Source organism: Halopseudomonas sabulinigri (assembly GCF_900105255.1).
Classification (GTDB): domain Bacteria; phylum Pseudomonadota; class Gammaproteobacteria; order Pseudomonadales; family Pseudomonadaceae; genus Halopseudomonas; species Halopseudomonas sabulinigri.
The window spans coordinates 394,316-415,063 of record NZ_LT629763.1 but is presented as its reverse complement, the minus strand read 5'-3'; the positions used below and the strand labels follow the sequence as shown (position 1 = coordinate 415,063).

General features: G+C 59.8%; 20 protein-coding genes. 12 read left to right on the top strand and 8 right to left on the bottom strand.

Features of this window, described 5'->3' with window-relative positions; all coding sequences use genetic code 11:
• The first annotated feature begins 1 nt into the window (after nucleotide 1).
• The 9 genes from BLU26_RS01780 to BLU26_RS01740 all read left to right on the top strand — a co-directional run bounded on the left by BLU26_RS01780 (nucleotide 2) and on the right by BLU26_RS01740 (nucleotide 10,904).
• Nucleotides 2-1,549 (top strand): sigma-54 interaction domain-containing protein, encoded by a 1,548-nt coding sequence (locus BLU26_RS01780; protein WP_092288322.1) that lies wholly within the window; start codon nucleotides 2-4, stop codon nucleotides 1,547-1,549.
• Between the two features lie 85 nt (nucleotides 1,550-1,634).
• Nucleotides 1,635-1,745, top strand: a complete 111-nt coding sequence (locus BLU26_RS01775) for a type VI secretion protein (protein ID WP_407920343.1) — start codon at nucleotides 1,635-1,637, stop codon at nucleotides 1,743-1,745.
• Between the two features lie 20 nt (nucleotides 1,746-1,765).
• The gene (tagH, locus tag BLU26_RS01770) at nucleotides 1,766-2,944 is read left to right on the top strand and encodes a type VI secretion system-associated FHA domain protein TagH (RefSeq protein WP_092283282.1); all 1,179 of its coding nucleotides are present in this window, start codon (nucleotides 1,766-1,768) and stop codon (nucleotides 2,942-2,944) included.
• A 5-nt stretch (nucleotides 2,945-2,949) separates the two neighbouring features.
• Nucleotides 2,950-3,438 (top strand): type VI secretion system lipoprotein TssJ, encoded by a 489-nt coding sequence (gene tssJ / locus BLU26_RS01765; protein WP_092283280.1) that lies wholly within the window; start codon nucleotides 2,950-2,952, stop codon nucleotides 3,436-3,438.
• Between the two features lie 3 nt (nucleotides 3,439-3,441).
• Nucleotides 3,442-4,773, top strand: coding sequence for a type VI secretion system baseplate subunit TssK (tssK, locus tag BLU26_RS01760; protein WP_092283278.1), 1,332 nt, complete (start codon nucleotides 3,442-3,444; stop codon nucleotides 4,771-4,773).
• Nucleotides 4,774-4,778: 5 nt separating this feature from the next.
• The gene (gene icmH / locus BLU26_RS01755) at nucleotides 4,779-5,666 is read left to right on the top strand and encodes a type IVB secretion system protein IcmH/DotU (protein WP_092288321.1); all 888 of its coding nucleotides are present in this window, start codon (nucleotides 4,779-4,781) and stop codon (nucleotides 5,664-5,666) included.
• Entirely contained in the window at nucleotides 5,663-9,184 is a 3,522-nt protein-coding gene (gene tssM, locus BLU26_RS01750) for a type VI secretion system membrane subunit TssM (RefSeq protein ID WP_092283277.1), read from the top strand. The genes icmH and tssM overlap by 4 nt, the downstream gene beginning before the upstream one ends.
• Nucleotides 9,184-9,915: a PP2C family protein-serine/threonine phosphatase gene (locus BLU26_RS01745; RefSeq protein WP_092283275.1), complete on the top strand. Its 732-nt coding sequence runs from the start codon at nucleotides 9,184-9,186 to the stop codon at nucleotides 9,913-9,915. The genes tssM and BLU26_RS01745 overlap by 1 nt, the downstream gene beginning before the upstream one ends.
• 17 nt (nucleotides 9,916-9,932) lie before the next feature.
• The gene (locus tag BLU26_RS01740; protein ID WP_172830630.1) at nucleotides 9,933-10,904 is read left to right on the top strand and encodes a serine/threonine-protein kinase; all 972 of its coding nucleotides are present in this window, start codon (nucleotides 9,933-9,935) and stop codon (nucleotides 10,902-10,904) included.
• Between the two features lie 82 nt (nucleotides 10,905-10,986).
• Here the strand turns inward: BLU26_RS01740 and thrH are convergent, their stop codons facing one another.
• Nucleotides 10,987-11,604, bottom strand: coding sequence for a bifunctional phosphoserine phosphatase/homoserine phosphotransferase ThrH (gene thrH, locus BLU26_RS01735; protein ID WP_092283273.1), 618 nt, complete (start codon nucleotides 11,602-11,604; stop codon nucleotides 10,987-10,989).
• Nucleotides 11,605-11,819: 215 nt separating this feature from the next.
• Between thrH and BLU26_RS01730 the strand changes: the two genes are divergently transcribed.
• Nucleotides 11,820-12,545, top strand: a complete 726-nt coding sequence (locus BLU26_RS01730; protein ID WP_092288319.1) for a phosphoadenylyl-sulfate reductase — start codon at nucleotides 11,820-11,822, stop codon at nucleotides 12,543-12,545.
• An 82-nt stretch (nucleotides 12,546-12,627) separates the two neighbouring features.
• Here the strand turns inward: BLU26_RS01730 and cysB are convergent, their stop codons facing one another.
• From cysB to BLU26_RS01715, 3 genes are all read right to left on the bottom strand, one after another.
• Nucleotides 12,628-13,602, bottom strand: a complete 975-nt coding sequence (gene cysB / locus BLU26_RS01725) for an HTH-type transcriptional regulator CysB (protein ID WP_092283271.1) — start codon at nucleotides 13,600-13,602, stop codon at nucleotides 12,628-12,630.
• Between the two features lie 256 nt (nucleotides 13,603-13,858).
• Nucleotides 13,859-14,776 carry a 5'-nucleotidase gene (locus tag BLU26_RS01720; protein WP_092283269.1) on the bottom strand — a complete coding sequence of 306 codons (918 nt, stop codon included), beginning with the start codon at nucleotides 14,774-14,776 and terminating at the stop codon, nucleotides 13,859-13,861.
• 11 nt (nucleotides 14,777-14,787) lie between these two features.
• Complete coding sequence (locus tag BLU26_RS01715; protein ID WP_092283267.1) at nucleotides 14,788-15,747, bottom strand: putative 2-dehydropantoate 2-reductase; 960 nt, start codon at nucleotides 15,745-15,747, stop codon at nucleotides 14,788-14,790.
• 251 nt (nucleotides 15,748-15,998) lie between these two features.
• Here BLU26_RS01715 and BLU26_RS01710 point away from each other — a divergent pair, with 251 nt between their 5' ends.
• Nucleotides 15,999-17,075, top strand: a complete 1,077-nt coding sequence (locus BLU26_RS01710; protein ID WP_092283265.1) for a 3-deoxy-7-phosphoheptulonate synthase — start codon at nucleotides 15,999-16,001, stop codon at nucleotides 17,073-17,075.
• Between the two features lie 73 nt (nucleotides 17,076-17,148).
• Here BLU26_RS01710 and BLU26_RS01705 read toward each other — a convergent pair whose 3' ends face one another.
• The gene (locus BLU26_RS01705) at nucleotides 17,149-17,424 is read right to left on the bottom strand and encodes a GNAT family N-acetyltransferase (protein ID WP_092283263.1); all 276 of its coding nucleotides are present in this window, start codon (nucleotides 17,422-17,424) and stop codon (nucleotides 17,149-17,151) included.
• A gap of 95 nt (nucleotides 17,425-17,519) precedes the next feature.
• On the bottom strand, nucleotides 17,520-18,920 hold the full coding sequence (locus tag BLU26_RS01700) for a GntP family permease (protein ID WP_092283261.1): 1,401 nt from the start codon (nucleotides 18,918-18,920) through the stop codon (nucleotides 17,520-17,522).
• A 263-nt stretch (nucleotides 18,921-19,183) separates the two neighbouring features.
• On the opposite strand from BLU26_RS01700, the gene BLU26_RS01695 reads away from it, so the two are divergent.
• The gene (locus tag BLU26_RS01695) at nucleotides 19,184-19,438 is read left to right on the top strand and encodes an Lpp/OprI family alanine-zipper lipoprotein (protein WP_092283259.1); all 255 of its coding nucleotides are present in this window, start codon (nucleotides 19,184-19,186) and stop codon (nucleotides 19,436-19,438) included.
• Between the two features lie 25 nt (nucleotides 19,439-19,463).
• On the opposite strand, the gene BLU26_RS01690 is transcribed toward BLU26_RS01695, so the two are convergent.
• Nucleotides 19,464-20,402 carry a L,D-transpeptidase family protein gene (locus BLU26_RS01690; protein ID WP_231701989.1) on the bottom strand — a complete coding sequence of 313 codons (939 nt, stop codon included), beginning with the start codon at nucleotides 20,400-20,402 and terminating at the stop codon, nucleotides 19,464-19,466.
• On the bottom strand, nucleotides 20,399-20,743 hold the full coding sequence (locus BLU26_RS01685) for a hypothetical protein (RefSeq protein ID WP_157719272.1): 345 nt from the start codon (nucleotides 20,741-20,743) through the stop codon (nucleotides 20,399-20,401). Before BLU26_RS01685 ends, BLU26_RS01690 begins: the two co-directional genes overlap by 4 nt.
• Nucleotides 20,744-20,748: the final 5 nt, after the last annotated feature.

The window sequence follows — 20,748 nt, the reverse complement described above, 5'->3', positions numbered from 1 at the left end:
CCTGTTCGATCAGTTGGCGCAGCCGCTGGTATATGCAGAGTCACTCTTGGCGCGCTTCAGCCATCTGGCAACCAGCAGTGACAGCCGCAGCCTGCAGCAGCAGCTGGTGGCGGCGGCGGCCGAACTCAGCCATTGCCCGCTGGCCCAGCTGTACTTGCTGGACAAGACCCACACCCAGCTGACGCTGTGCGCTGAATGGCTCGATGGTGCCCCGCTGCAACGCGAAGCGTCCACGCTGCCCAGCGACTACAAGGACCAGCAACTGCTGCAGTATTGCCTGTTCCAAAATCAGGTATTGCACGTGGAAGCGCTCAACAGCAGCCTTTACGCCACGCCCTTCCTGCCCGATACCGACCGCAGCTGGCGCAGCCTGCTGTGTCTGCCGCTGCATGACCGTGAGCAGCAACTCGGCGGTCTGCTGCTGATTGCCCAGCGCGACGACCGGGCACTCGAAGCCTTTGCCGACTCGTTACGCCTGCTGGGCGACTTTGCCATGGGCCAATTGCAGTTGCTGCAGCGTCTCGACAACACGCCCGGCACGCCGCCAGATATCGCCAGCAGCACCATAAGTCATCAGCGCGGTTATGGTCTGATCGGCGACAGCCCCGCGATGCAACGTGTCTATCGGCTGATCAGCAAGGTACTGCACAACCCCGTCAGCGTGATCGTCGCCGGCGAAACCGGCACCGGCAAGGAGTTGGTGGCCCGCTCGATTCACGATTACGGCTTGCGCCGCTCCCAAGCCTTTATTGCGCAGAACTGCAGTGCACTGCCTGAAGCCCTGCTGGAGAGTGAGCTGTTCGGCTATGTGAAAGGCGCCTTTACCGGTGCGAACCAGGATCGCGCCGGGCTGTTCGACGCGGCCGATGGCGGCACCCTGTTTCTGGATGAGATAGGCGATATGCCGCTCGGCCTGCAGGCCAAACTGCTGCGCGTATTGCAGGAAGGCGAATTGCGACCGCTGGGTAGCAACCGCACCCACAAGGTCGATGTGCGCATCATTGCGGCCAGCCATCACGACCTGCGCACCCTGGTCGACAAGGGCCAGTTCCGCGAAGACCTGTTCTATCGCCTGGGCCACTTTCCCATTGAGATCCCGCCGTTACGCGAGCGTGGTACCGATATCCAGTTGCTGGCCCGGCGTTTTGCTAAGGAAGCCTGCTGCTTCTTGCAGCGCGGCCCGTGCCGCTGGTCCGACGAAGCCCTGGAGCACCTTGCCGGCTACCACTTCCCCGGCAACGTTCGTGAACTCAAGGGCTTGATCGCCCGCGCGCTCTTGCTGTGCGAGGGCAATGTACTGCTGCCCGAGCACTTCAGCCTGCCCGACAGCCAGCAACCCATCAGCAGCCGATCCTTGCGTGAACGGCTGGAGCAGGTCGAACGCAACCTGCTGCTCGACTGCCTGCGCAAGAACCAGGGCAACCAGACCAGCGCCGCCAGCGAGCTGGGCCTGCCACGCCGCACCCTGCTCTACCGCATGCAGCGCCTGAACATCAACGCCGCCGACCTCAGGCTGAAGGATCGAGCTCAGGCTCAGGCGCGCCCATGACACAAGAACACGGCATTTCCCCCACAACACAACTTGGTCAACTCGAAGGAACATGGCTATGACTGCCCGCATTATCCGCTGCCTGATGGCCCTGGCGCTTACCGCCCTGCTGGCCGCCTGCGCTGGCAACCACAAGTTTGACGATGATGAATATCGCCCCCTGGGCGACCCCAAGACAGCAGCACGCGACCTCTAGTCGCAAGGAGCAATAACGCAATGGAACTGGTCTTTGATGTGGTCAGTGCGCAGCAATTCGAACCGGGATTGCCCGTCAGCAAAACCTTTCGCCAGGCCGGCGGCGTGATCGGCCGTGCGGAGGACTGCGACTGGGTTATCCCCGACCGCAAGCGCGTTGTTTCAGGCCGACACGCCGAGGTGAGTTTTCACAATGGCGTGTTCTATATCACCGATACCAGCAGCAACGGCATTCTGCTCAAGGACAGCGAAGCCGCCCTGCCCAAGGGCAAGCCCCAGGCCGTGGAACACGGCCAGGTCTACTGTCTGGGCGATTTCGACATTCGCGCCCGCCTTGCTCAGGACCCGAGCGTCTTTGCCGAGCCGGCTGATCCGATCGAGCAACCGGAAAGCCTGATTCCCGATGATGCTTTTCTCGACCTGGATCCACTCAACGCCATGGATCAGCCCGAGCAGAACTATCGCGGCAACGACGACTTTGCCCTACTCAACCAGCCACAACCAAGTTACGCCGATCAGCGCGCCGATTACGCCCGCGTGGACATGGAGAGCCTGCCGATCCCCGAGCTGCGCCAGCCCGAGCAACCGGCCAAAAGCGTTCCGCCTACGGCCTTGTCTTCGGGTTTCTGGGACAGCTTCGCCGCGGCACTGGGTATCAACATGGACAGCCTGAGCGAAGCGCAACGTGAAGCCCTGGCGGTAAAAAGCGCCAAACTGCTCAAGCAGAATCTGGCCCTGCTGCGTCAGAACCTGCACACGCAAACCCAGCTCAAACGCGACCTGCAACTGAACACCGACTCGCTGGCCGCCCAACCGCTGCTCCAGGCGCAGGACACCGCCGGCGCCTTGCATCGACTGCTGCGCGAAACCAGCACGGACGAAGCGGCTTACCAACTGCTCTCCGGCGCATTTGGCGAGGTGCAAACCCACCAGGTGGCGCTGATTGCCGCCAGCCGCGCAGCCAGCAAAGGCCTGTTCGAGCAATTGGGGCCGGAGCAACTCAAGTTGCGCTTTGAACAGGATGGCGGCGGCACGCTATTGAATACCGCCGGCGCCCAATGGCGCGCCTACAGCCGCCTGCATCAAAGCCTGCAACGCGAGGAGCAGTGGCACAAAACGCTCTACAGCGCCGAGTTCAGCCAGGCCTATCAGGAGCAGCTGCGCCTGCTCGCCTCCCTCAACAGTTCTTATCAAGGATGATCACCATGTCTTCATCATTCGTTAGCCGCTGCCTGCTTGCCGCGCTCTGCACTGTGCTGATTGGCGGTTGCTCCAGCCTGTCGCCCTACTCCGATCTGACCAAGGTTGACCTTAGCCTGCAGGGTAGCGAGCGCCTCAACCCCGACATCAATGATCGCCCCTCGCCCATCGTGCTGCAGCTGATCGAGCTGAAGAACCCGGTTGCCTTCGAGCACGCGGATTTCTTCTCGCTGTATCAGCGCCCGCGCGAAGTACTGGCGCCTGATCTGGTCGCCATTGAAGAGCTCGAACTGCGGCCCGGCGAGGAGCGCACTTACAAGCTGGCCGCCTCGCCCGACAGCCGCTATCTGGCGGTGTTGGCCGCGTACCGCGATCTGCCGCAGGCGCAGTGGCGCATCGTTGTGCCGCTGCACAGCGAAGACCGCAACACGGTGGCGCTGCTGCTTGATGAGCATGGTATTCGCGCGCTGGACCCCAGCCGGGAAGAGGACTGAGGCATGAGCATGCAAAAAGTGGTCTGGCAGGAAGGCATGCTGTTGCGTCCGCAGCATTTCCAACAGAACGACAGGTACTACGACCAGCAACTGAAAAGCCGCACACAGAAGCTGATGAGCCACGCCTGGGGGTTCTTCAGCCTGGAGATAGACGCGCAGTTTCTGAATATGGGCAAACTGGTTATCAGCCACGCCAGCGGCGTATTGCCCGATGGCAGTCTGTTCGAAATCGGCAATGAAAAGGAACCGCTGGCGCTGGATGTGCCGCCCAATACCAGCAGCACGCCGGTTTACCTGGCCCTGCCGCTGGTCACCAGTAACCATGTGGAAACCCGCCGCCCAAACCAGAAGGACGTGCTGGCCCGTTACACCGCCCACGAAAACGAAGTGGCCGACTCCAATGCCGGTGACGGCAGCGCCAGCCAGGTCAGCTGTGCCCAGCCTGACTTCAAGCTGCTGCTGGGTCAGCACCCGAACGAGCAGGCTTTTGTGCGCCTGCAGGTCTGCGAAATTCAGGACAGCACGCCCGACGCGGTCATCAGTCTGAATCCGGAATACGTCGCTACCTACCTGCACAGCCATGCCAGCAGTTATCTGTTGTCGTGCCTTAAGGAGGTCGTCAGCATGCTGGCGCATCGCGGCGACATGCTGGCCGAACGTATCCGTGCTACCGGCAAGATGGGCAGCTCGGAAGTGGGTGACTTCATGATGCTGCAGCTGATCAACCGCAGCGAGCCGGTGCTGCGTCATCTGCTGAACCTGGAACAGGTACACCCCGAGCATATCTACCGCGAGCTGTTGGCGCTGCTTGGTGAGCTGTCGACCTACTCCAGTGACAGCAAGCGGCCCAAGCACGACAGTCGCTATCAGCACAGTGATCAGGGCCAGAGCTTCCGTAAACTGATGGACGCCATTCGCCAGGTGCTGTCGATGGTACTGGAACAGCACGCTGTCGAGTTGCCGTTGCAGCAGCGTCAGTACGGCATCAAGGTATCGCCGATCAACGACCCCAAGTTGCTCGGCAGCGCCTCCTTCGTGCTGGCCGCCAGCGCCCAGTGCGACTCCGAAGAGCTGCGCAAGCGCCTGCCCGCGCACCTCAAGGTCGGCGCAGTGGAACGCATTCGCCAGTTGGTCAACCTGCATCTGCCGGGTATCAAGGTGAAACCCTTGCCCGTCGCGCCCCGGCAGATCCCGTTCCACTCCAGCAAAACCTACTTTGCCCTCGAATTCACCTCCGAAGAACTCGCCCAGCTCGAACGCTCCGGCGGCTTCGCCTTCCATGTGTCGGGTGAAATCAGCGGATTGGATCTGGCCTTCTGGGCCATCAGGAGCTAATGAACATGATCAGGGAAATGGAATACAGTCAGGATGACAAAACGGTCATTCTCAGCCGGCACGGCCACAGCCCGGCCAACAGCACGCTCACCGACTTTGCGGCCCCTCCGCGTTATGAAAAGCTCGAAGAGCGGATGGTTTATGCCGCCAGGGTCAAACCGGCGGAACAATCCCACCAGGGACTCAATCCACTGGTGGGCATGGCTACCGGCCTGCTCTCGGAAATCGTTCGCCTCAAGCACAGCCATCAGTCCGAAGACCTCTATCTACTGAAGGAGAAGCTGGTCAGCGAGATCAAGCTGTTCGAGCACCGCGCTCTGCAGGAAAGCACCGATAGCGGTCAGGTCATGGGCGCGCGCTATGTGCTGTGTACCGCGCTCGACGAAGCCGTGGTCACCACGCCCTGGGGCAATGAAAGCGAATGGTCACAAATGAGCTTGCTGAGCAGCTTTCACAACGAAACCTTCGGCGGTGAGAAGTTCTTCATTCTGCTTGACCGGCTGGCCCGCAACCCGGTCAAACACCTGGACATGCTGGAGCTGATGTACGTCTGTCTGTCACTGGGTTTTGAAGGCAAGTACCGCGTTCTACCGCGCGGGTTACTGGAGCTGGAGAACATCCGTGACAGCCTGTTCCGCCAGATTCGACAGATTCGCGGCGACGTTCCGCGCGAAATCTCGCCGCACTGGCAAGGCCTCAAGGGTGAAGGCCGTCGCCTGGTGCGCTACGCCCCATGGTGGCTGGTCGGCGCCCTGACGCTGACCTGTCTGCTGGTGCTCTATAGCGGCTTTGCCTGGGTGCTGGACGAGCAGCGTGACAGTGTCATGCCGCCGTTTTCGAGTGAAAGCGCGCACACCGTGGCGCCATCTGTTGCAGGGAAGAATGCACAATGAAGGGATTTGCACGAAAAACCGCAGCGGCGCTGCGTAAAACCTGGGTATGGACCTTGCTCTGCGTACTCTTGCTGGCACTGTTCATCTGGACCGCCGGCCCCTTGCTGGCGGTTAGCGACTACCGTTTCTGGCAATCAACCGGCAGCCGACTGTTGAGTATCAGCCTGTTGTTTCTGGCCTGGGGTCTGGCCATGGTGTTCTTCAACTGGCGGCGTGATAAACGCAAGAAGGCCGAGGAAGATGACGAGCAGGCACAGGCACGTCTGCGCCGTGAAGAACAGATCATCGAGCAGCAGGTCACCTTGCATGAGCGCTTTCGTGAAGCCATGCGCACCTTGCGGACCTCCAGCCTGTACCGCGGCCGCAGCGAACGCTGGAAGCGCGACCTGCCCTGGTATCTCCTGCTGGGGCCGGAAGCCAGTGGTAAAACCAGCCTACTGGATTACTCCGGCCTGGAGTTTCCGCTGAACAAAAATGCCGAACAACGCATGACCCGTAGCCTTGAAGGTACCGACTACGCCGACTGGTACTTTGCCGAGCACGCGGTCATCGTTGATACTGCCGGACGTTATCTGACCCAGCCAGACAGCGACCTGGACGCGCTGGGGTGGCGCACACTGCTGAAGCTGCTGCAACGACGCCGCGGTCGTCACCTCAATGGCGTGTTGGTGACCCTGCCAAGTGACCTGCTGCTCAGCGGCAATGAAATGGAGCTCGAAGCCCTGGCCCGCCAGACGCGCCAGCGGCTGCTGGAAATCAACCAACAACTGGGTGTGGATGTGCCCGTCTACCTGGTGCTCAGCAAGTCCGACCAGGTGCTGGGCTTCGATGAGTTCTTCGATCACCTCAGCCAGGATGAGCGCCACCAGGTCATGGGCGCCAGTTTCAGCAAGGAGCAAGATGGCACTGACAGTGGCGTGGTACGCACCGAGTTCGATGCGCTACTGCAACGCCTGAATAGCCAGATCATTCCCCGCCTGCACCTGGAGCGGGACAATCAGCGCCGTGGCAGGATCCTCGACTTCCCGCATCAGCTTGGCGCTCTGGCAGAGCACCTTGGGCTGTTCGTTGAGCTGGCCTTCGCCGGCAACCGTTATCAACGCGCGACCCAACTGCGCGGTTTCTACCTGACCAGTGCTCCGCAGCTGCATGGCGACCACAACCCGCTGCACAGCGAGTTCAGCCGCAGCCTTGGCATGCCCACACCACCGCTGCCCGCGCTGCAACGCCAGCAGGGTTATTTCATTCAGCGCCTGCTCAGTGAAGTGATCTTTCCCGAGTCGGCACTGGCCGGTCTGGACGAGCGGGAGATAAAACGCCTGCACCGTCGTCAGCGCGTGCTGTACGCTGCCGCTTTCGCCGGGCTGGCGATCCTGGGCACCAGCTGGGCGTTGAGCTTCTCGGCCAACCACGACCGCTTTGAACAGCTGCGGCAGCTCAGCGAGTACTTCGATACCGAGCCCGCTCGTATCAGCGCGCACAGCAACGCCCCGCAGTTGCTCAAGCAACTCGACACCCGCTACGCCGCCACCCTGGTATTTCCACCAACCGATGAGGTGCGCTGGCACGAAAAGGCGGGCCTTTACCCGGCCGACGAGGTCAACCCGCAGTTGCAAGCGGCATACCACGACGCCCTGCAGAGCTACCTACTGCCGCTGGTAGGCAAGCAACTGGAAGCGCAGATTCGCAATGACATGCACGACCGTGAGCTGCTGCTGGGCAGCCTGCGCGCCTATTTGATGTTGAACATCGAAGAGCGCCGCGACAACGCCTACCTGCAGAGCTGGATGGCCGATGAATGGTCCATGCGCTACCCCAATAACAACAGCGTGCAAAGCAGTCTGGATGATCACTTCGAGCGCTTGCTGGCAACGGGCTTCAGCGCCTACACCCTGGACCCGCGCCTGGTCGCCGACGCCCGCCAGCAGTTGCGCGGCGAGTCACTGGCCAGCGTTATCTATCGCATGTTGCGCGAACAGGCACGGCGCCTGCCTGAATACCGGCTGGACCAGCACCTGGGGCCGCAGGCGTTGCTGCTTACCTCACGCAGCAACCGTATTCCCGGCTTTTACACCAAAGCCGGCTACGAACAGATGTTCCTCGCCCAGGGCGCCGACCTGGTGCGCAACATGCTCAAGGACAACTGGGTGCTGGGCAAGAGTGATGACCTCAGCCCCCGCGATCTGGCACGCCTGAGCAGCGAGATGGAAGCGCTCTACTTCCAGGATTACGCCGACCAGTGGATCAATGCCATCGCCAGGCTGCAGCTCGAACCCTTGGGCGCACCCGGCGCGGGTGCTGAACGCCTGTCAGGCTTGTCAGCGGCCAACTCGCCGATTACCCGCTTGCTGCAGGAGGTCCGGGAGAACACCCTGTTCCTGCCGCCCGAACTGCCAGAGATCCCAGACGAAGTGGGCAACATCGGCAACTCCCGCCGCGCGCGGCAACTGCAGAAAGTGGCCGAACTGGGGGCCGAGGCCGCCGCCGACCAACTGACGCAAACCGCCGGGCAGGCCGCCCTGCAGCAGCGCTTCAGCAGCCTGCACCAATTGCTCGACGCCGACGGCAACCCCGGACCACAGCTGGCCACAGCGCTGCAGGCGATGGGAGCGCTGCAGATGCAGCTGGCCCAGCTGGCCAACTCCAGCACCCCACAGCAGGAGGCGTTCGAGATGGCCAAAGCGCGCATGCAGGGCCAGCGCGACGCCATCAACCAGGTGCGCAGCAGCGCCGGCAACCTGCCCAGCCCGGTCAGCAACTGGATATCGCTGGTCGCGGAGGATGGCTGGATGCTGGTGTTGTCCGATGCCCATCAGTACCTTAACCAGCGCTACCGGACCGAGCTGTACAGCGCTTATCGCACCTCCCTGCGCCAGCGTTACCCTTTCGCGACGGATACCGACAGCGATGTGGATCTGGCTGACTTCCGCGCGTTCTTCAAGGACCAGGGCATCGCCGATGCGTTCTTCGAGCGCTATCTCTCGCCCTTTGTCAGCGGCACCGCCGGCCAGTATCAATTGCGCCGGGTCGATGGCCGTGCACTGCCGATCTCGCGGGAGTTTCTCAGCCAGATGAACCGGGTACAGACCATCCGCCGCAGTTTCTTTGCCGAAGACCCGAACGAGCCGAGCATTGTATTCAAGCTGGAGCCCTACTCGCTCGACTCCAGTCTGGGCCGGGCCAGCTTCCGTTACGGCAACCAGCAAATGGAATACCGCCACGGCCCCATCGTGCAAAGTGCGTTTCGCTGGCCCTCACGCGGCGAGGAAGAGCGTATCAGCCTGGTAGTTGAAGACCTGGGCGGGCGCCGTATGGGCATGGAGCAACGCTCCGGCGCCTGGTCCCTGTTTCGCCTGCTGGACCAAATGGAGGTCGACTACCACACTGACCGTGACGTAATGCTGCTCAAGGCCAGCCTCGGCGGCTTGCGTGCCAACTACCTGCTGCACAGCCAGCGCACGCCCAACCCATTCGATGTCGCGGTTCTACGTGGTTTCGAATTGCCGGCGCGGCTCTGATGGAGGCGCTGCAAAGCTGCTGGAAAAGTGCCGCTCGCACCGACCGCGGCAAGGTCCGTGAGCGCAACGAAGACTCGGTACTCGCGCAGCCCGAGCGGGGCATCTGGCTGGTTGCCGACGGCATGGGTGGGCACCTCAACGGTGCCCTAGCCAGCCGGCTGATCGTGGAAGAAATTGCCGAGCTGGCGCTCAACGGCAACCTCGACCAGCAGGTTCGCCGGGTGCGTCAGGCGCTCCACGTGGTCAACCGCCGCCTCGGCCATGAGGTGACCGTGACCGCCGACCAGCCGGACGCCGTCATGGGCAGTACCGTGGTGGCGCTGCTCGGCAATCAGGAGCGCGCGGTCTGCCTGTGGGCTGGCGATAGCCGCTGTTATCTGTGGCGCAATCAGCGGCTGTATCAGCTGTCGCGGGACCACTCACTGATGCAGCAGCTGATTCACGAGGAACAGGTCGACCCGCTGGAGGCCGCACGCCACCCGGCCGCCAACGCGCTGACCCGTGCAGTGGGTGCGCACGAACGCTTGGTGCTCGACATTCTCGAGTTCAGCGTGCAGCCCGGTGACACCCTACTGCTCTGCAGCGACGGCCTGTACCAATCGGTCTCTACCGGTATTCTCAGCCACGCTCTGGGCCTGCTATCGCCCGACGCGGCGGTGGAATACCTCTTCTCTCATGCCCTTTCCGGGCCCGCCCGCGACAACATCAGCGCGGTGGTCATGCGCCGATGATGCATAAGGAGCACGCAATGGATACTGCATTAGATTCCGCCAACAGCCTGGCTGGCTCGCATGTCGCCGGCAAGCCTGCCAAGGCCGCCATGCCGGCGGTGAAACAGCACGGTGAACTGCCGAATGTACTGAGCAACCGTTATCGGATTGAACGTTTGCTCGGCGTCGGCGGCATGGGCGCGGTTTACCGCGCACGCGACCTGCTGCGCGAACAGTACGGCGATCCCGACCCTTACGTTGCATTGAAAACCCTGAACGAGGAATTTGCCGAGTACCCGGACGCCAATGCGCTGCTGTACAGCGAGTTCGCGCTGACCAGCCGCCTGCGCCACAGCAATGTCATTCGCTTCTACGCCTTCAATGTCGACCGCACCAGCCAGCGCGCCTTCATGACCATGGAGTTGCTCAAGGGCCCGACGCTCGATCATTTGATCAGCGAACGTGCGCAGGGGCTCGAGTGGGCAGAACTGAAGCAGATTGCAGTCCCCCTGCTTGAGGCGCTGCAGGCTTCGCATAGCCTGGGTGTGTTACACGGCGACATCAAGCCGAGCAATGTCATGCTCACCGCCGACGGCCTGCGTCTGTTCGATTACGGCCTGGGCCAGCCGGTTCAGGGACTGCTCCCCGGTTTGCCGCGCCTGAGCCGTAAACGCATTGCGGCCTGGACACCCCGCTACGCGGCGCTGGAACTGCTGGAGGGTGGGCAGCTGAGTGAGGCCACCGATCTCTTCGCGGTAGCGGTGATTCTGTACGAGCTGAGCAGCGGGCATCATCCGTATAGCCGGCTGACCGCCAAACAGGCGAAATGCATGGAACAAGGCGACTCGCTACGCAAACCCGACAAATTGCCGACACACTGCTGGTCGAAGCTGAAAGTCGCCCTGGCGTTCGATGAAGACCAGCGCGCCACTACGGTCGCCGAGCTATTGGCCGCATTCAGCTATCAACCCACCGGGTTGTTGCAGCGCCTGTTCGCTCGCCACGGATAACCGGCAACGCCAATAAAAACGCCCCGCAAACCTGGTTTGCGGAGCGTTTTCGTTGCGGCTGATCGATCAGCTCACTGGCAACTTAAAGCGCCAGCTCACGATTGGAGGCCTTGATGAATTCCTTCTTCAGGTCTTCAAAGGTGTGTACCGCCGGGAACTGCGGGAATTCCTGAATCACGTTGTCTGGTGCATGAAACAGAATGCCGGCGTGGGCTTCAGACAGCATGGTGGTGTCGTTGTAGGAATCACCCGCGGCGATAATGCGGTAGTAAATGCTCTTCAGCGCAACCACCGACTGACGCTTGGGGTCTTTTTGGCGCAGCTGGTAGTCAACCACCCGGTCGTTCTCATCGGTAATCAGGCGATGACACAGCAGCGTCGGAAAGCCCAACTGACGCATCAGCGGCTGCGAGAACTCATAGAAGGTATCCGACAGAATCACCACCTGGAAGCGTTCACGTAGCCAGTTGACGAACTCGATCGCGCCGTCCAGCGGCTTTAGCGTGGCGATCACTTCCTGAATGTCAGACAGTTTCAGCCCGTGCTTATCAAGAATCGACAGGCGCTGCTTCATCAGCACATCGTAATCAGGAATGTCTCGGGTGGTCGCCTTGAGTTCTTCGATGCCGGTTTTTTCGGCGAAGGCTATCCAGATTTCGGGGACCAACACGCCCTCAAGGTCAAGGCAGGCAATTTCCACGTAACTCTCCTGATCAGGGTAATTTCAATGCCGCACAATCTACCGGCAAGCGCCCCCAGGCGCAACGAGAAAGCCCGCGTAAGCCGCGCACATCTAACATAAACGCATAAAAATATAACCAAATAAAAGAGGATGGACTAAAAGCCCTTTGTTAGACTTCCCGCCCATAGAACGGTGAACAATACAGACACCGCGGGATAGAGAGCCTGATGCCCATGAAAAATTTTGATACCGCACAACTGGCGGCCGATTACGCCAAGCAGTCGCCGCAGAAAATCCTCGAACTGGCCCTGGAACACTTCGACAACCTTTGGCTGTCGTTCAGTGGCGCCGACGATATTGTCGTGCTCGACATGGCCTGGAAGATCAACCCCAACATCAAGGTATTCACCCTGGATACCGGCCGCCTGCACCCCGAGACTTACCGATTTCTGGAGCAGGTACGCAAGCACTACGGCATTCAGATCGAGGCGCTGTCGCCGGATCACCAGCAACTTGAAGCCTATGTGCGTGAAAAGGGTCTGTTCGACTTTTATGAAAATGGTCACGGCGAGTGCTGCGGTATCCGCAAGATCGCCCCGCTGCGCCGTAAGCTGGCCAGCGTCGATGCCTGGATCACCGGTCAGCGCAAGGATCAGAGCCCGACCCGTGCCGATGTACCGGTGATCGAGCGTGATGCCGCGTTCTCCACCGCGGAGCATGATCTGATCAAGTTCAACCCGCTGGCCAACTACACCAGCGAAGACGTGTGGAACTATATCCGCATGCTCGAAATCCCCTACAACCCACTGCATGAAAAGGGCTTTATCAGCATTGGCTGCGAGCCCTGCACGCGGCCGGTGCTGCCCAATCAGCATGAACGCGAGGGTCGCTGGTGGTGGGAAGAGTCCACCCAGAAAGAATGCGGGTTGCACGCAGGTAACCTGATTGCCAAGAGCTGATACCCGCAACATCGGATAAGGCCGCAGAAAGTAAAACGCCGGAGCATCAAGCTCCGGCGTTTTACTGTGTGGTCGGTAGCGGTTACAACACCGGCAGTTCTACTTCAGCAAACAGCTCATCCAGCTCCAGCCGACTGCTGCACTGCAGCGCGCGATCAATCATTTCGCGGCTCAGGTGCGGCGCGAAGGTTTCGATGAAGTCATACATATAACCGCGCAGGAAGGTGCCACGGCGAAAGCCAATCTTGGTGACGCTGGCTTCAAACAACTTGCTGGCGTCGATGACCACCAGGTCAGGATCAGCCACCGGGTCGACGGCCATGTGCGCCACAATGCCGACGCCCAGCCCTAGGCGCACGTAGGTTTTGATCACATCGGCATCGGCTGCGGTAAAGACCACCTTGGGTGACAGGCCGCGATTGCTGAAGGCTTCATCCAGCTTGGAGCGCCCGGTAAAGCCAAATACGTAGGTCACCAGGGGATGCGCTGCCAGCTCCTCAAGGGTCAATTCGCCGATGTTGGTCAGGGGATGGCCCTTGGGCACGATCACGCAGCGGTTCCATTTGTAACAGGGCATCATCACCAGATCGGAGAACAGCTCAAGGGCTTCGGTGGCAATGGCGAAGTCGGCGGTGCCATCCACGGTCATTTCACAGATTTGCATCGGCGTGCCCTGATGCATGTGCAGCGACACGTCCGGATAGGCACTGATGAACTTCTTGATGATCGGCGGCAGCGCGTAGCGCGCCTGGGTGTGAGTGGTCGACAGGGTTAGCGTGCCCTTGCGTTCGTTGCTGAACTCCTGGGCGATTTGCTTGATGCTGTCGACCTTGCGCAGAATTTCACCGGCGGTAGCGATGATACGCTCACCGGCGGGCGTGATACGCGTCAGGTGCTTGCCGCTGCGTGAAAAGACCTCCACGCCCAACTCATCCTCCAGCAGACGAATCTGCTTGCTGATGCCCGGCTGTGAGGTATACAGACTCTGCGCGGTGGCCGATACGTTCAGATCATGGTGGGCCACTTCCCAGATATAGCGCAGTTGCTGCAGCTTCATGTCAGGTGTTCCTCTATCGGTTCCAGCGACGCCAGTCGCCTCGCTTGCTTGGTCTTGGGCGTAACACCTTTGCAGCGGTGGTACAGGTGCAGCTTTGCGGGGTAGACCGCTTATAACCGGATTAGTTGTTATTGGAGTTAGGTTAGACGATAAAAACCAGCTGATACAGCAAAGTTTCTGCTCGGCCAGTCGCGCCGCCAGAGAGGAAGGGTAAAACGGCCCGGAACACGGCGATCACGCCGTTACAGCGATAGTCTCAGTTTGATTCTGGCTTCTTGAAATTGCTGATGCCGTGCGGCACGTGACCGGTAGGCACTACGCCCACTGCCCGCTGGCAATGGCCTTCCTGGTCATCAAAAAACAGGTCGGCGCCGAACGCTTGCAAGAAGTCGGATTTATCCAGGCCACCAAGGAATAGAGACTCGTCCAGGCGAATGTTCCATTCCCGCAGGGTGCGAATCACCCGCTCGTGCGCAGGGGCACTGCGTGCAGTAAAGAGTGCGGTGCGGATGGGGCACGGCGCATCCGCAAACTCGGTCTGAATGCGGTTGAGCGCGGCCAAAAAGGGTTTGAACGGGCCGCCGCCGAGCGGTTGCCGGGCCGCCGCCTGCTCGCTGGCCTGAAACGCGGCCAAGCCCTCGCGCTGAAATACCTGCTCCGACTCGTCGGAAAACAGCACCGCGTCGCCATCAAAGGCGATGCGCAATTCGTCGCGGGTCTCGCGGCGCAGCCGCGACGGCAGGATGGTGGCCGCCGCAAATCCGGCTTCCAGCGTAGCCCGCACGTCTTCGGCGTGGGTCGAAAGAAACAGATGGCAACCAAAGGCAGGAATATAGGTGAACGGGCTGCGCCCCCCGGCGAAGGCGGCCCGCGTGATGCCCAATTGATAATGCTGAATGGAGTTGAACACCCGCAGGCCGGTGTCGGCACTGTTGCGTGACAGCAGCACCACCTCAACGCGGCTGTCGCCCTCCAATAGGCTGTTGATGTGCAACAGTTTCTGCACCAAGGCAAAGGCCTCACCCGGTTCCAGCGGTGAGTCCTCGCGGGCAATCTGATACTGCCGGTAGGCTTCCAGCCCTTCCTGCTCAAACACCTGATGACTTTCGTCCAGATCGAACAGTGCCCTCGATGAAATGGCGATGACCAGTTTGTCACCGAGTAGCGCGGGCATAGGCGTCCTTATCAGGCTGGATCAGCGTTGAGATAGCCGTTCTGGATGAACGTCAGTTGATCCAACAATGCCTCGGTTTTCGGCATGCTGCAACCGGCGGCCTTGGCCTGACGCAGCATTTCGCCATACAGGCTGTCGAGCTCCATGGGCCGCTTGTGCAACCAGTCGTGGTACATGCTGGGGTGATAGTCCGGCATCATTGCGGTGCCAGCCAACAGCTTCTGCCCCAACCCGTCCGGCATTTCGACGCCGCACGCCTTGGCCGCACCGACCACCTCGTCCATCATGTCACCAATCAGCTTGCGACTGGCATCGCTCGCCAGTAGCGCCTTGGTACCGGCATTCAACACCACGGACGTGCCATTGAACGGCGCGTTCCACACCAGTTTCTGCCAGCGCGCGTCCGCCACGCCAGGCAAAATCCGCGTTGGAATCTTGCCGGTCTTGAGCAATGCGGCGCCCTCTTCCAGCAATGCTTGCTGTTGCTGGGTATTGGCAGGCCCTGAGTGATAACCGAGATCGATCATGCCGTTGAACTGATGCTTGACCAGACCCGGACCTTCGCGGAACAGGCAAACGTAGCAAAGACCACCAATCAGGTGCACGCCCTCCGGCAGGTACGGGCGCAGGGTTTCCTCGTTGTTCAAACCGTTTTGCAGCAACACCACTTTCGCATCCGGCTTGGCCGCCTGGGCAATGAGGTCGCCCAGGTCATTACTGGTAGCCTTGGCACCCACGAAGATCCAGTCACAGGCCGGCATGTCGGCAGCGTTCTTGTAGGCTTGCACCGGGTGCAGATGCAGGGTCTCGTTTACCAGGCTGTTGACGGTAATGCCCTTCTCTACCACCGCGTCGTACTCGCTGCGCAGCAGGAAGTGCACATCGTTGCCGCCCTTTGCCAACATGGCGCCGTAAAAGCCACCAATGGCACCAGTGCCGATAATACCAATGCGCGGGTTCTTATTATCCATACAAGCCTCATTCGAACGGGTGTGTTGTTAATGTAGGCCGATGGTAATCCGCACCGCCACCGCAAGACAGTCAACAGCACGACAAAGCCCGGCATGAATCGACAAATATTCAGCGGAGTAACGATTAATATTGTTTTTCAGGGTAATAGAGAGCTGCGGGGTAGCCTAAGTGGGCAAGCTTGATTAAGCTGTGGAACTCTTTTGAAACGGTCGCACCGAATCGCGGCCGGCACGACTTTCCGGGATAAATGATGGCCGATTTACCAATTGATGATCTGAACGTCACCTCCAACGAAATCCTTATCAGCCCCGAGCAGCTGAAAGCCAAGATTCCGCTGAGTGAAGCAGCGCAAAAAACCGTCGTCGAAAGCCGCCAGGTGATTCGCGACATCCTCGACGGCAAGGACCACCGCCTGTTCATCGTCATCGGCCCCTGCTCCATCCACGACATTGACGCTGCCAAGGATTACGCTGCGCGCCTCAAGGTGCTGGCCGATGAGGTAAAGGACACCATCTATCTGGTGATGCGCGTCTACTTTGAAAAGCCACGTACCACCGTCGGCTGGAAAGGTCTGATCAACGATCCTTACCTGGATGACTCCTTCAAGATTGAAGATGGACTGCACATTGGCCGGCAGCTGCTGCGTGATCTGGCTGAAATGGGTCTGCCCACCGCCACCGAAGCGCTTGATCCGATCTCGCCGCAGTATCTGCAGGATCTGATCTCCTGGTCAGCCATCGGCGCACGCACCACCGAATCACAGACGCACCGTGAGATGTCATCCGGCCTCTCCTCGGCTGTTGGCTTCAAGAACGGTACCGATGGCAGCCTGTCGGTCGCCATCAATGCGCTGCAGTCGGTCTCCAGTCCGCACCGGTTTCTGGGCATCAACCAACAGGGTCAGGTGTCCATCGTCACCACCAAGGGCAACCCCTACGGTCACGTGGTGCTGCGCGGCGGCAACGGCAAACCCAACTACGACTCGGTCAGCGTTGCGCTGTGCGAGAAGGAGCTGGAGAAAGCCTCGATTGCCCCCAACATCATGGTTGATTGCAGCCACGCCAACTCCAACAAGGACCCCGGCCTGCAGCCGCTGGTGATGGATAACGTGGCCAACCAGATTCTGGAAGGCAACAACTCGATTGTTGGCCTGATGGTAGAAAGCCACATCGGCTGGGGTAGTCAGTCCATTCCCAAGGACCTGTCGCAGCTGCAGTACGGCGTCTCCGTTACCGACGCCTGTATCGACTGGGACACTACCGTCAACAGCGTACGCAGCATGCATGACAAACTGCAGGACGTGTTGCCCAAGCGCAACCGGGGCTAAGCCCAGCCCTGAGTCAGAAGAAAAAAAACCGCCTTTCGGCGGTTTTTTTATGTACTGCAAAGCACAACTGGGCTTACTCGGCGTTGGCCGACTGGCGATCCATATACCATTCAACGTACGAGCAGGATGGAATAACGGTATAGCCCTGCTCCTCGGCATAGCGCAAGGCGTGCTCGGTAAGTTGCGCCGCCAACCCTTTGCCACGCAGGGCATTGGGCACGAAGGTGCGATAAATATCGAGTGTCTGCTTGCCGAGATCCATGTAGGCCAGATAAGCCTTGGTGCCCTCAACGACAACATAGAACTGCTTGCCTTCCGGGTCGTGCTGGACGGTGGCGTTCATGGTCATTGTCAGTCTCCCAGGCTGCTGGATAGGCATTACACGAGTTATCCACTATAGACGCTGCTCGGACAGAATGATTCCCATCCGAGCAAAAAATACCCTCAGGTCGTCGGATTGACGCCAACGCCCATAGCCATCAATACAGCGATCGACAGCAGGCAGGCGATCACCGGGATAACTACGGTGACGACAAACAGGTTCTTGTAAGCCTCCTTGTGTGTCAGGCCCATGATCATCAGGGTGGCTATCACCGCACCGCAGTGCGGCAGTGAGTCCAGGCCACCAGCGGCGATGGCCGCGATACGGTGCAGAATTTCCGGCTCAATACCCATTTCCAGATACTTGGGCGCCAGGGTTTGCATGAAGATCTGCAAGCCGCCGGAAGAGGAACCGACAATCGCCGAGACCACGCTGACCGACGCGAAAACCGACAGCAACGGCGGCATATCAACGTTCAGAATCCATTGGGCGAAGTGAGCAAAACCGGCGGTCTGGGTAACTACGCCGCCAAAGCCGATAACCGCCGCCGTGTTCAGCAGCGGCATGATGGAATCATCAGCACCCTGGCCAAATACCTGGGCGGCATTGCGGCGCAAGCGCGGGAACAAGACTACGCAGGTCAGCGAGCCCAGAATCAACGCCATGCTGGGCCAAACGATCGGCTGTGATGCGCTGAACAGCAACACCTTGCCAATCAGGCTGTCGCCGGCGGACCAGTCAGCCATACCCAGCAGTAACCGTGGCAGCATGATAGTGCCAAGCACTACGACCATCGGCACCATGGCCATGATCCACGGCGGCGCTTCAGTGGTGTTGTCAGCCAGCTGCTCCATGCGCAGGTCCTGGGCATTCTCGACGAAGCCTTCACCGGTCAATTTGGCTTTCTTCCATTCCCATTCGACATACCACATGCCCAGGCCTGCCATCACCAGCGCGGCAAATATGCCAATCCAGCCGCCGGCAAACAGATCAGTGCCCAGCGAGCTGGCAGCAATCACGTTGTGAATCGAGGGCGTACCCGGCAGCGCAGTCATGGTAAAGGTACCGGCACCTATCGAGGTTGCCGCCACCCACAAGCGTTTCGGCAGGTTGGCTTCACGCATCAGCGTGATACCCAGTGGGTACATGGTGAAGACCACCACAAAGACCACTACCCCGCCGTAGGTCAGCAGCGCGCACACCACCATCCCCACCAGCAACGTATGCTTGACGCCCAGGCTGCGAGTGATCGCCAGTGCGATACTTTTGGCCGCCTGGCTGGTTGCCATGACCTTGCCGAAAATCGCCCCACACAGGAACAGCAGAAAGAACTTGCCGGCGAAGGTAAAGGCACCCAGCGCGCCAAAGGGATAGAACTCCAGCAGCGTCTGCGAGACCAGCAGGCCATTGGTCAGCGCCACGACCAGCGCACAGATGAGTGATGCAATGAAGATGTTGATGCCGCGCAGGGCCATGAAGATCAGTAGCGCAAGACCGGCGAGCAAGCCGAGATTTCCGAGCATGGTCAATCCTTATAGTTATTTGCCTGCGACACATTACCTCAGTGGCACATCAAAACAAGCAAATGCGGCGCGCATTACAACGGTTGATTGCCATTCATAAGGAGAGATTTATTAGTGCCCGACTTTCATCCGCCAAGTCACCTGCTACTATTAACAACGCTAGCGAAGAACGCACTGCCAAGGGCCTGGGGAACTCATAACCCATAACCGAGTCCTTAGCAGTGCGTTCTTATAGCAAGGACTTTTACACAAGGGGAAAGTATATGAAAACTGCACTGAAAGTATCTGCCGTCGCTCTCGCCACCCTGCTGGCTGCCGGTTGCGGTAACAGCATGGAAAAGGAAATGAGCGCTCGTGTAGCCGCTAACGAAAACGCAACTGCAAGCGCTCAGGCGCGTGCTGATGAAGCCTATCGCAAGGCTGAAGAAGCACTGTCTGCTGCACAACGCGCGCAGCAAACCGCTGACGAAGCGAACGAGCGCGCCATGCGCATGCTCGACAAAGCCAGCCAGAAGTAATCAGCCGGCTTGCCGCCTGTCCGGTTCACATGGACCGGACAGGTTGTCCGATACGCCCGGGAATCCCGCTCTCGGCGTACACCAGATCGCGAATTGCCTCCCAATCCAGCCTGAACCCGCTTACTTTCTCACTTTGCTCAGCCAGCAGCGTCTGAATTGCGCCCTGCTTGTCCAGGGTTGACGGCATGCCATGCTCATCCAGCGGCGTGTGCACCTCCAGATACAGCTCCCCATTGATCACGCCCAACTTGTACGGCTGGTTGACTATGGTCACTGTGGTGCCCACCGGCACCTGGGGAAACAACTCGGTAATGTCTTCATTGCGCATACGGAAACAACCGTGGCTCACCCGCGTGCCGATGCCGAACTTCTTGTTGGTACCGTGAATAACATAACCGCTCATGGCCAGGTTCATTTTGAACGGCCCCATGGGGTTGTCCGGCCCCGGCGGCACTACCGCCGGCAACGGATCGCCATTGGCGGCATGCTCTTCCAGGATCGACTTGGGCGGATACCAAGACGGTTTCTCCTGCTTGCGCAGAATACGCGTCTGCCCTAGCGGCGACGACCAGCCCTCACGGCCGATGCCGACCGGATAGCTGGAGACTATTTCGCCCCCCTTGTGGAAGTAGTACATGCGAAACTCGGGCAGATTGATTACCACGCCTTCGCGCGGGGCAACCGGCAGCACATGCTCGCCCGGGAGGGTGATCTCGGTTCCCTCCCCCGGCAACCAAGGGTCGATTGCGGGGTTGGCGGCGACCATTTCCAGATAGCCAAAACCCAATGAACTGCCAAGGTCTGCAAAGGTATCTTCGTAGCGCGCCTTGCGCGTTTCCACCTGGCCAATCACGTCTTGATCGGTGCTTTGCAGCACGTAATCGTTGGCCTGCACTGCCGGTGCAGCGCTCAACAGCCCGCCAACCAGAGCCAATGCCATCAGGGTGGGACGAAATACACTCATGCATCAACTCCTGCTAGAAAGATAGTCATGGCAACCTGGCCACTCTCGCCTAACGGCGCCTTTTGCGCGACAGGCCGTGAGTGCTGCTGCCCTTGGCGCAACTCATTGACCAGTCGCATGCATGCAGGGCAGATCGCTGCCATCATCGACCGCGCCACCTCGCGATACAGCGGCCGCGACGGCAACAGGTCACCGCACAAAGTACGCTCACGCGGCACATCAAGACGCAGATTGATATCCACCAGATGAAGATGCCAGGGATCCTGCACGAACAGGTCGCGTTGCTCATCCTGTTCAACAATACACCAGCGCCTGGCAATCCAGGACACACTTACAGCCACAGCAA

Bases quoted from the DNA above. Each gene is read 5' to 3' on its own strand.
- BLU26_RS01745 (WP_092283275.1), top strand. From the start codon at position 9,184: ATGGAGGCGCTGCAAAGCTGCTGGAAAAGTGCCGCTCGCACCGACCGC.
- tssJ (WP_092283280.1), top strand. From the start codon at position 2,950: ATGTCTTCATCATTCGTTAGCCGCTGCCTGCTTGCCGCGCTCTGCACT.
- cysB (WP_092283271.1), bottom strand. From the start codon at position 13,602: ATGAAGCTGCAGCAACTGCGCTATATCTGGGAAGTGGCCCACCATGAT.
- BLU26_RS01720 (WP_092283269.1), bottom strand. From the start codon at position 14,776: ATGCCCGCGCTACTCGGTGACAAACTGGTCATCGCCATTTCATCGAGG.
- tssM (WP_092283277.1), top strand. From the start codon at position 5,663: ATGAAGGGATTTGCACGAAAAACCGCAGCGGCGCTGCGTAAAACCTGG.
- BLU26_RS01705 (WP_092283263.1), bottom strand. From the start codon at position 17,424: ATGACCATGAACGCCACCGTCCAGCACGACCCGGAAGGCAAGCAGTTC.
- tagH (WP_092283282.1), top strand. From the start codon at position 1,766: ATGGAACTGGTCTTTGATGTGGTCAGTGCGCAGCAATTCGAACCGGGA.
- BLU26_RS01730 (WP_092288319.1), top strand. From the start codon at position 11,820: ATGAAAAATTTTGATACCGCACAACTGGCGGCCGATTACGCCAAGCAG.
- BLU26_RS01775 (WP_407920343.1), top strand. From the start codon at position 1,635: ATGGCCCTGGCGCTTACCGCCCTGCTGGCCGCCTGCGCTGGCAACCAC.
- BLU26_RS01715 (WP_092283267.1), bottom strand. From the start codon at position 15,747: ATGGATAATAAGAACCCGCGCATTGGTATTATCGGCACTGGTGCCATT.
- BLU26_RS01690 (WP_231701989.1), bottom strand. From the start codon at position 20,402: ATGAGTGTATTTCGTCCCACCCTGATGGCATTGGCTCTGGTTGGCGGG.
- icmH (WP_092288321.1), top strand. From the start codon at position 4,779: ATGATCAGGGAAATGGAATACAGTCAGGATGACAAAACGGTCATTCTC.
- BLU26_RS01740 (WP_172830630.1), top strand. From the start codon at position 9,933: ATGGATACTGCATTAGATTCCGCCAACAGCCTGGCTGGCTCGCATGTC.
- BLU26_RS01695 (WP_092283259.1), top strand. From the start codon at position 19,184: ATGAAAACTGCACTGAAAGTATCTGCCGTCGCTCTCGCCACCCTGCTG.
- BLU26_RS01700 (WP_092283261.1), bottom strand. From the start codon at position 18,920: ATGCTCGGAAATCTCGGCTTGCTCGCCGGTCTTGCGCTACTGATCTTC.
- BLU26_RS01710 (WP_092283265.1), top strand. From the start codon at position 15,999: ATGGCCGATTTACCAATTGATGATCTGAACGTCACCTCCAACGAAATC.
- tssK (WP_092283278.1), top strand. From the start codon at position 3,442: ATGAGCATGCAAAAAGTGGTCTGGCAGGAAGGCATGCTGTTGCGTCCG.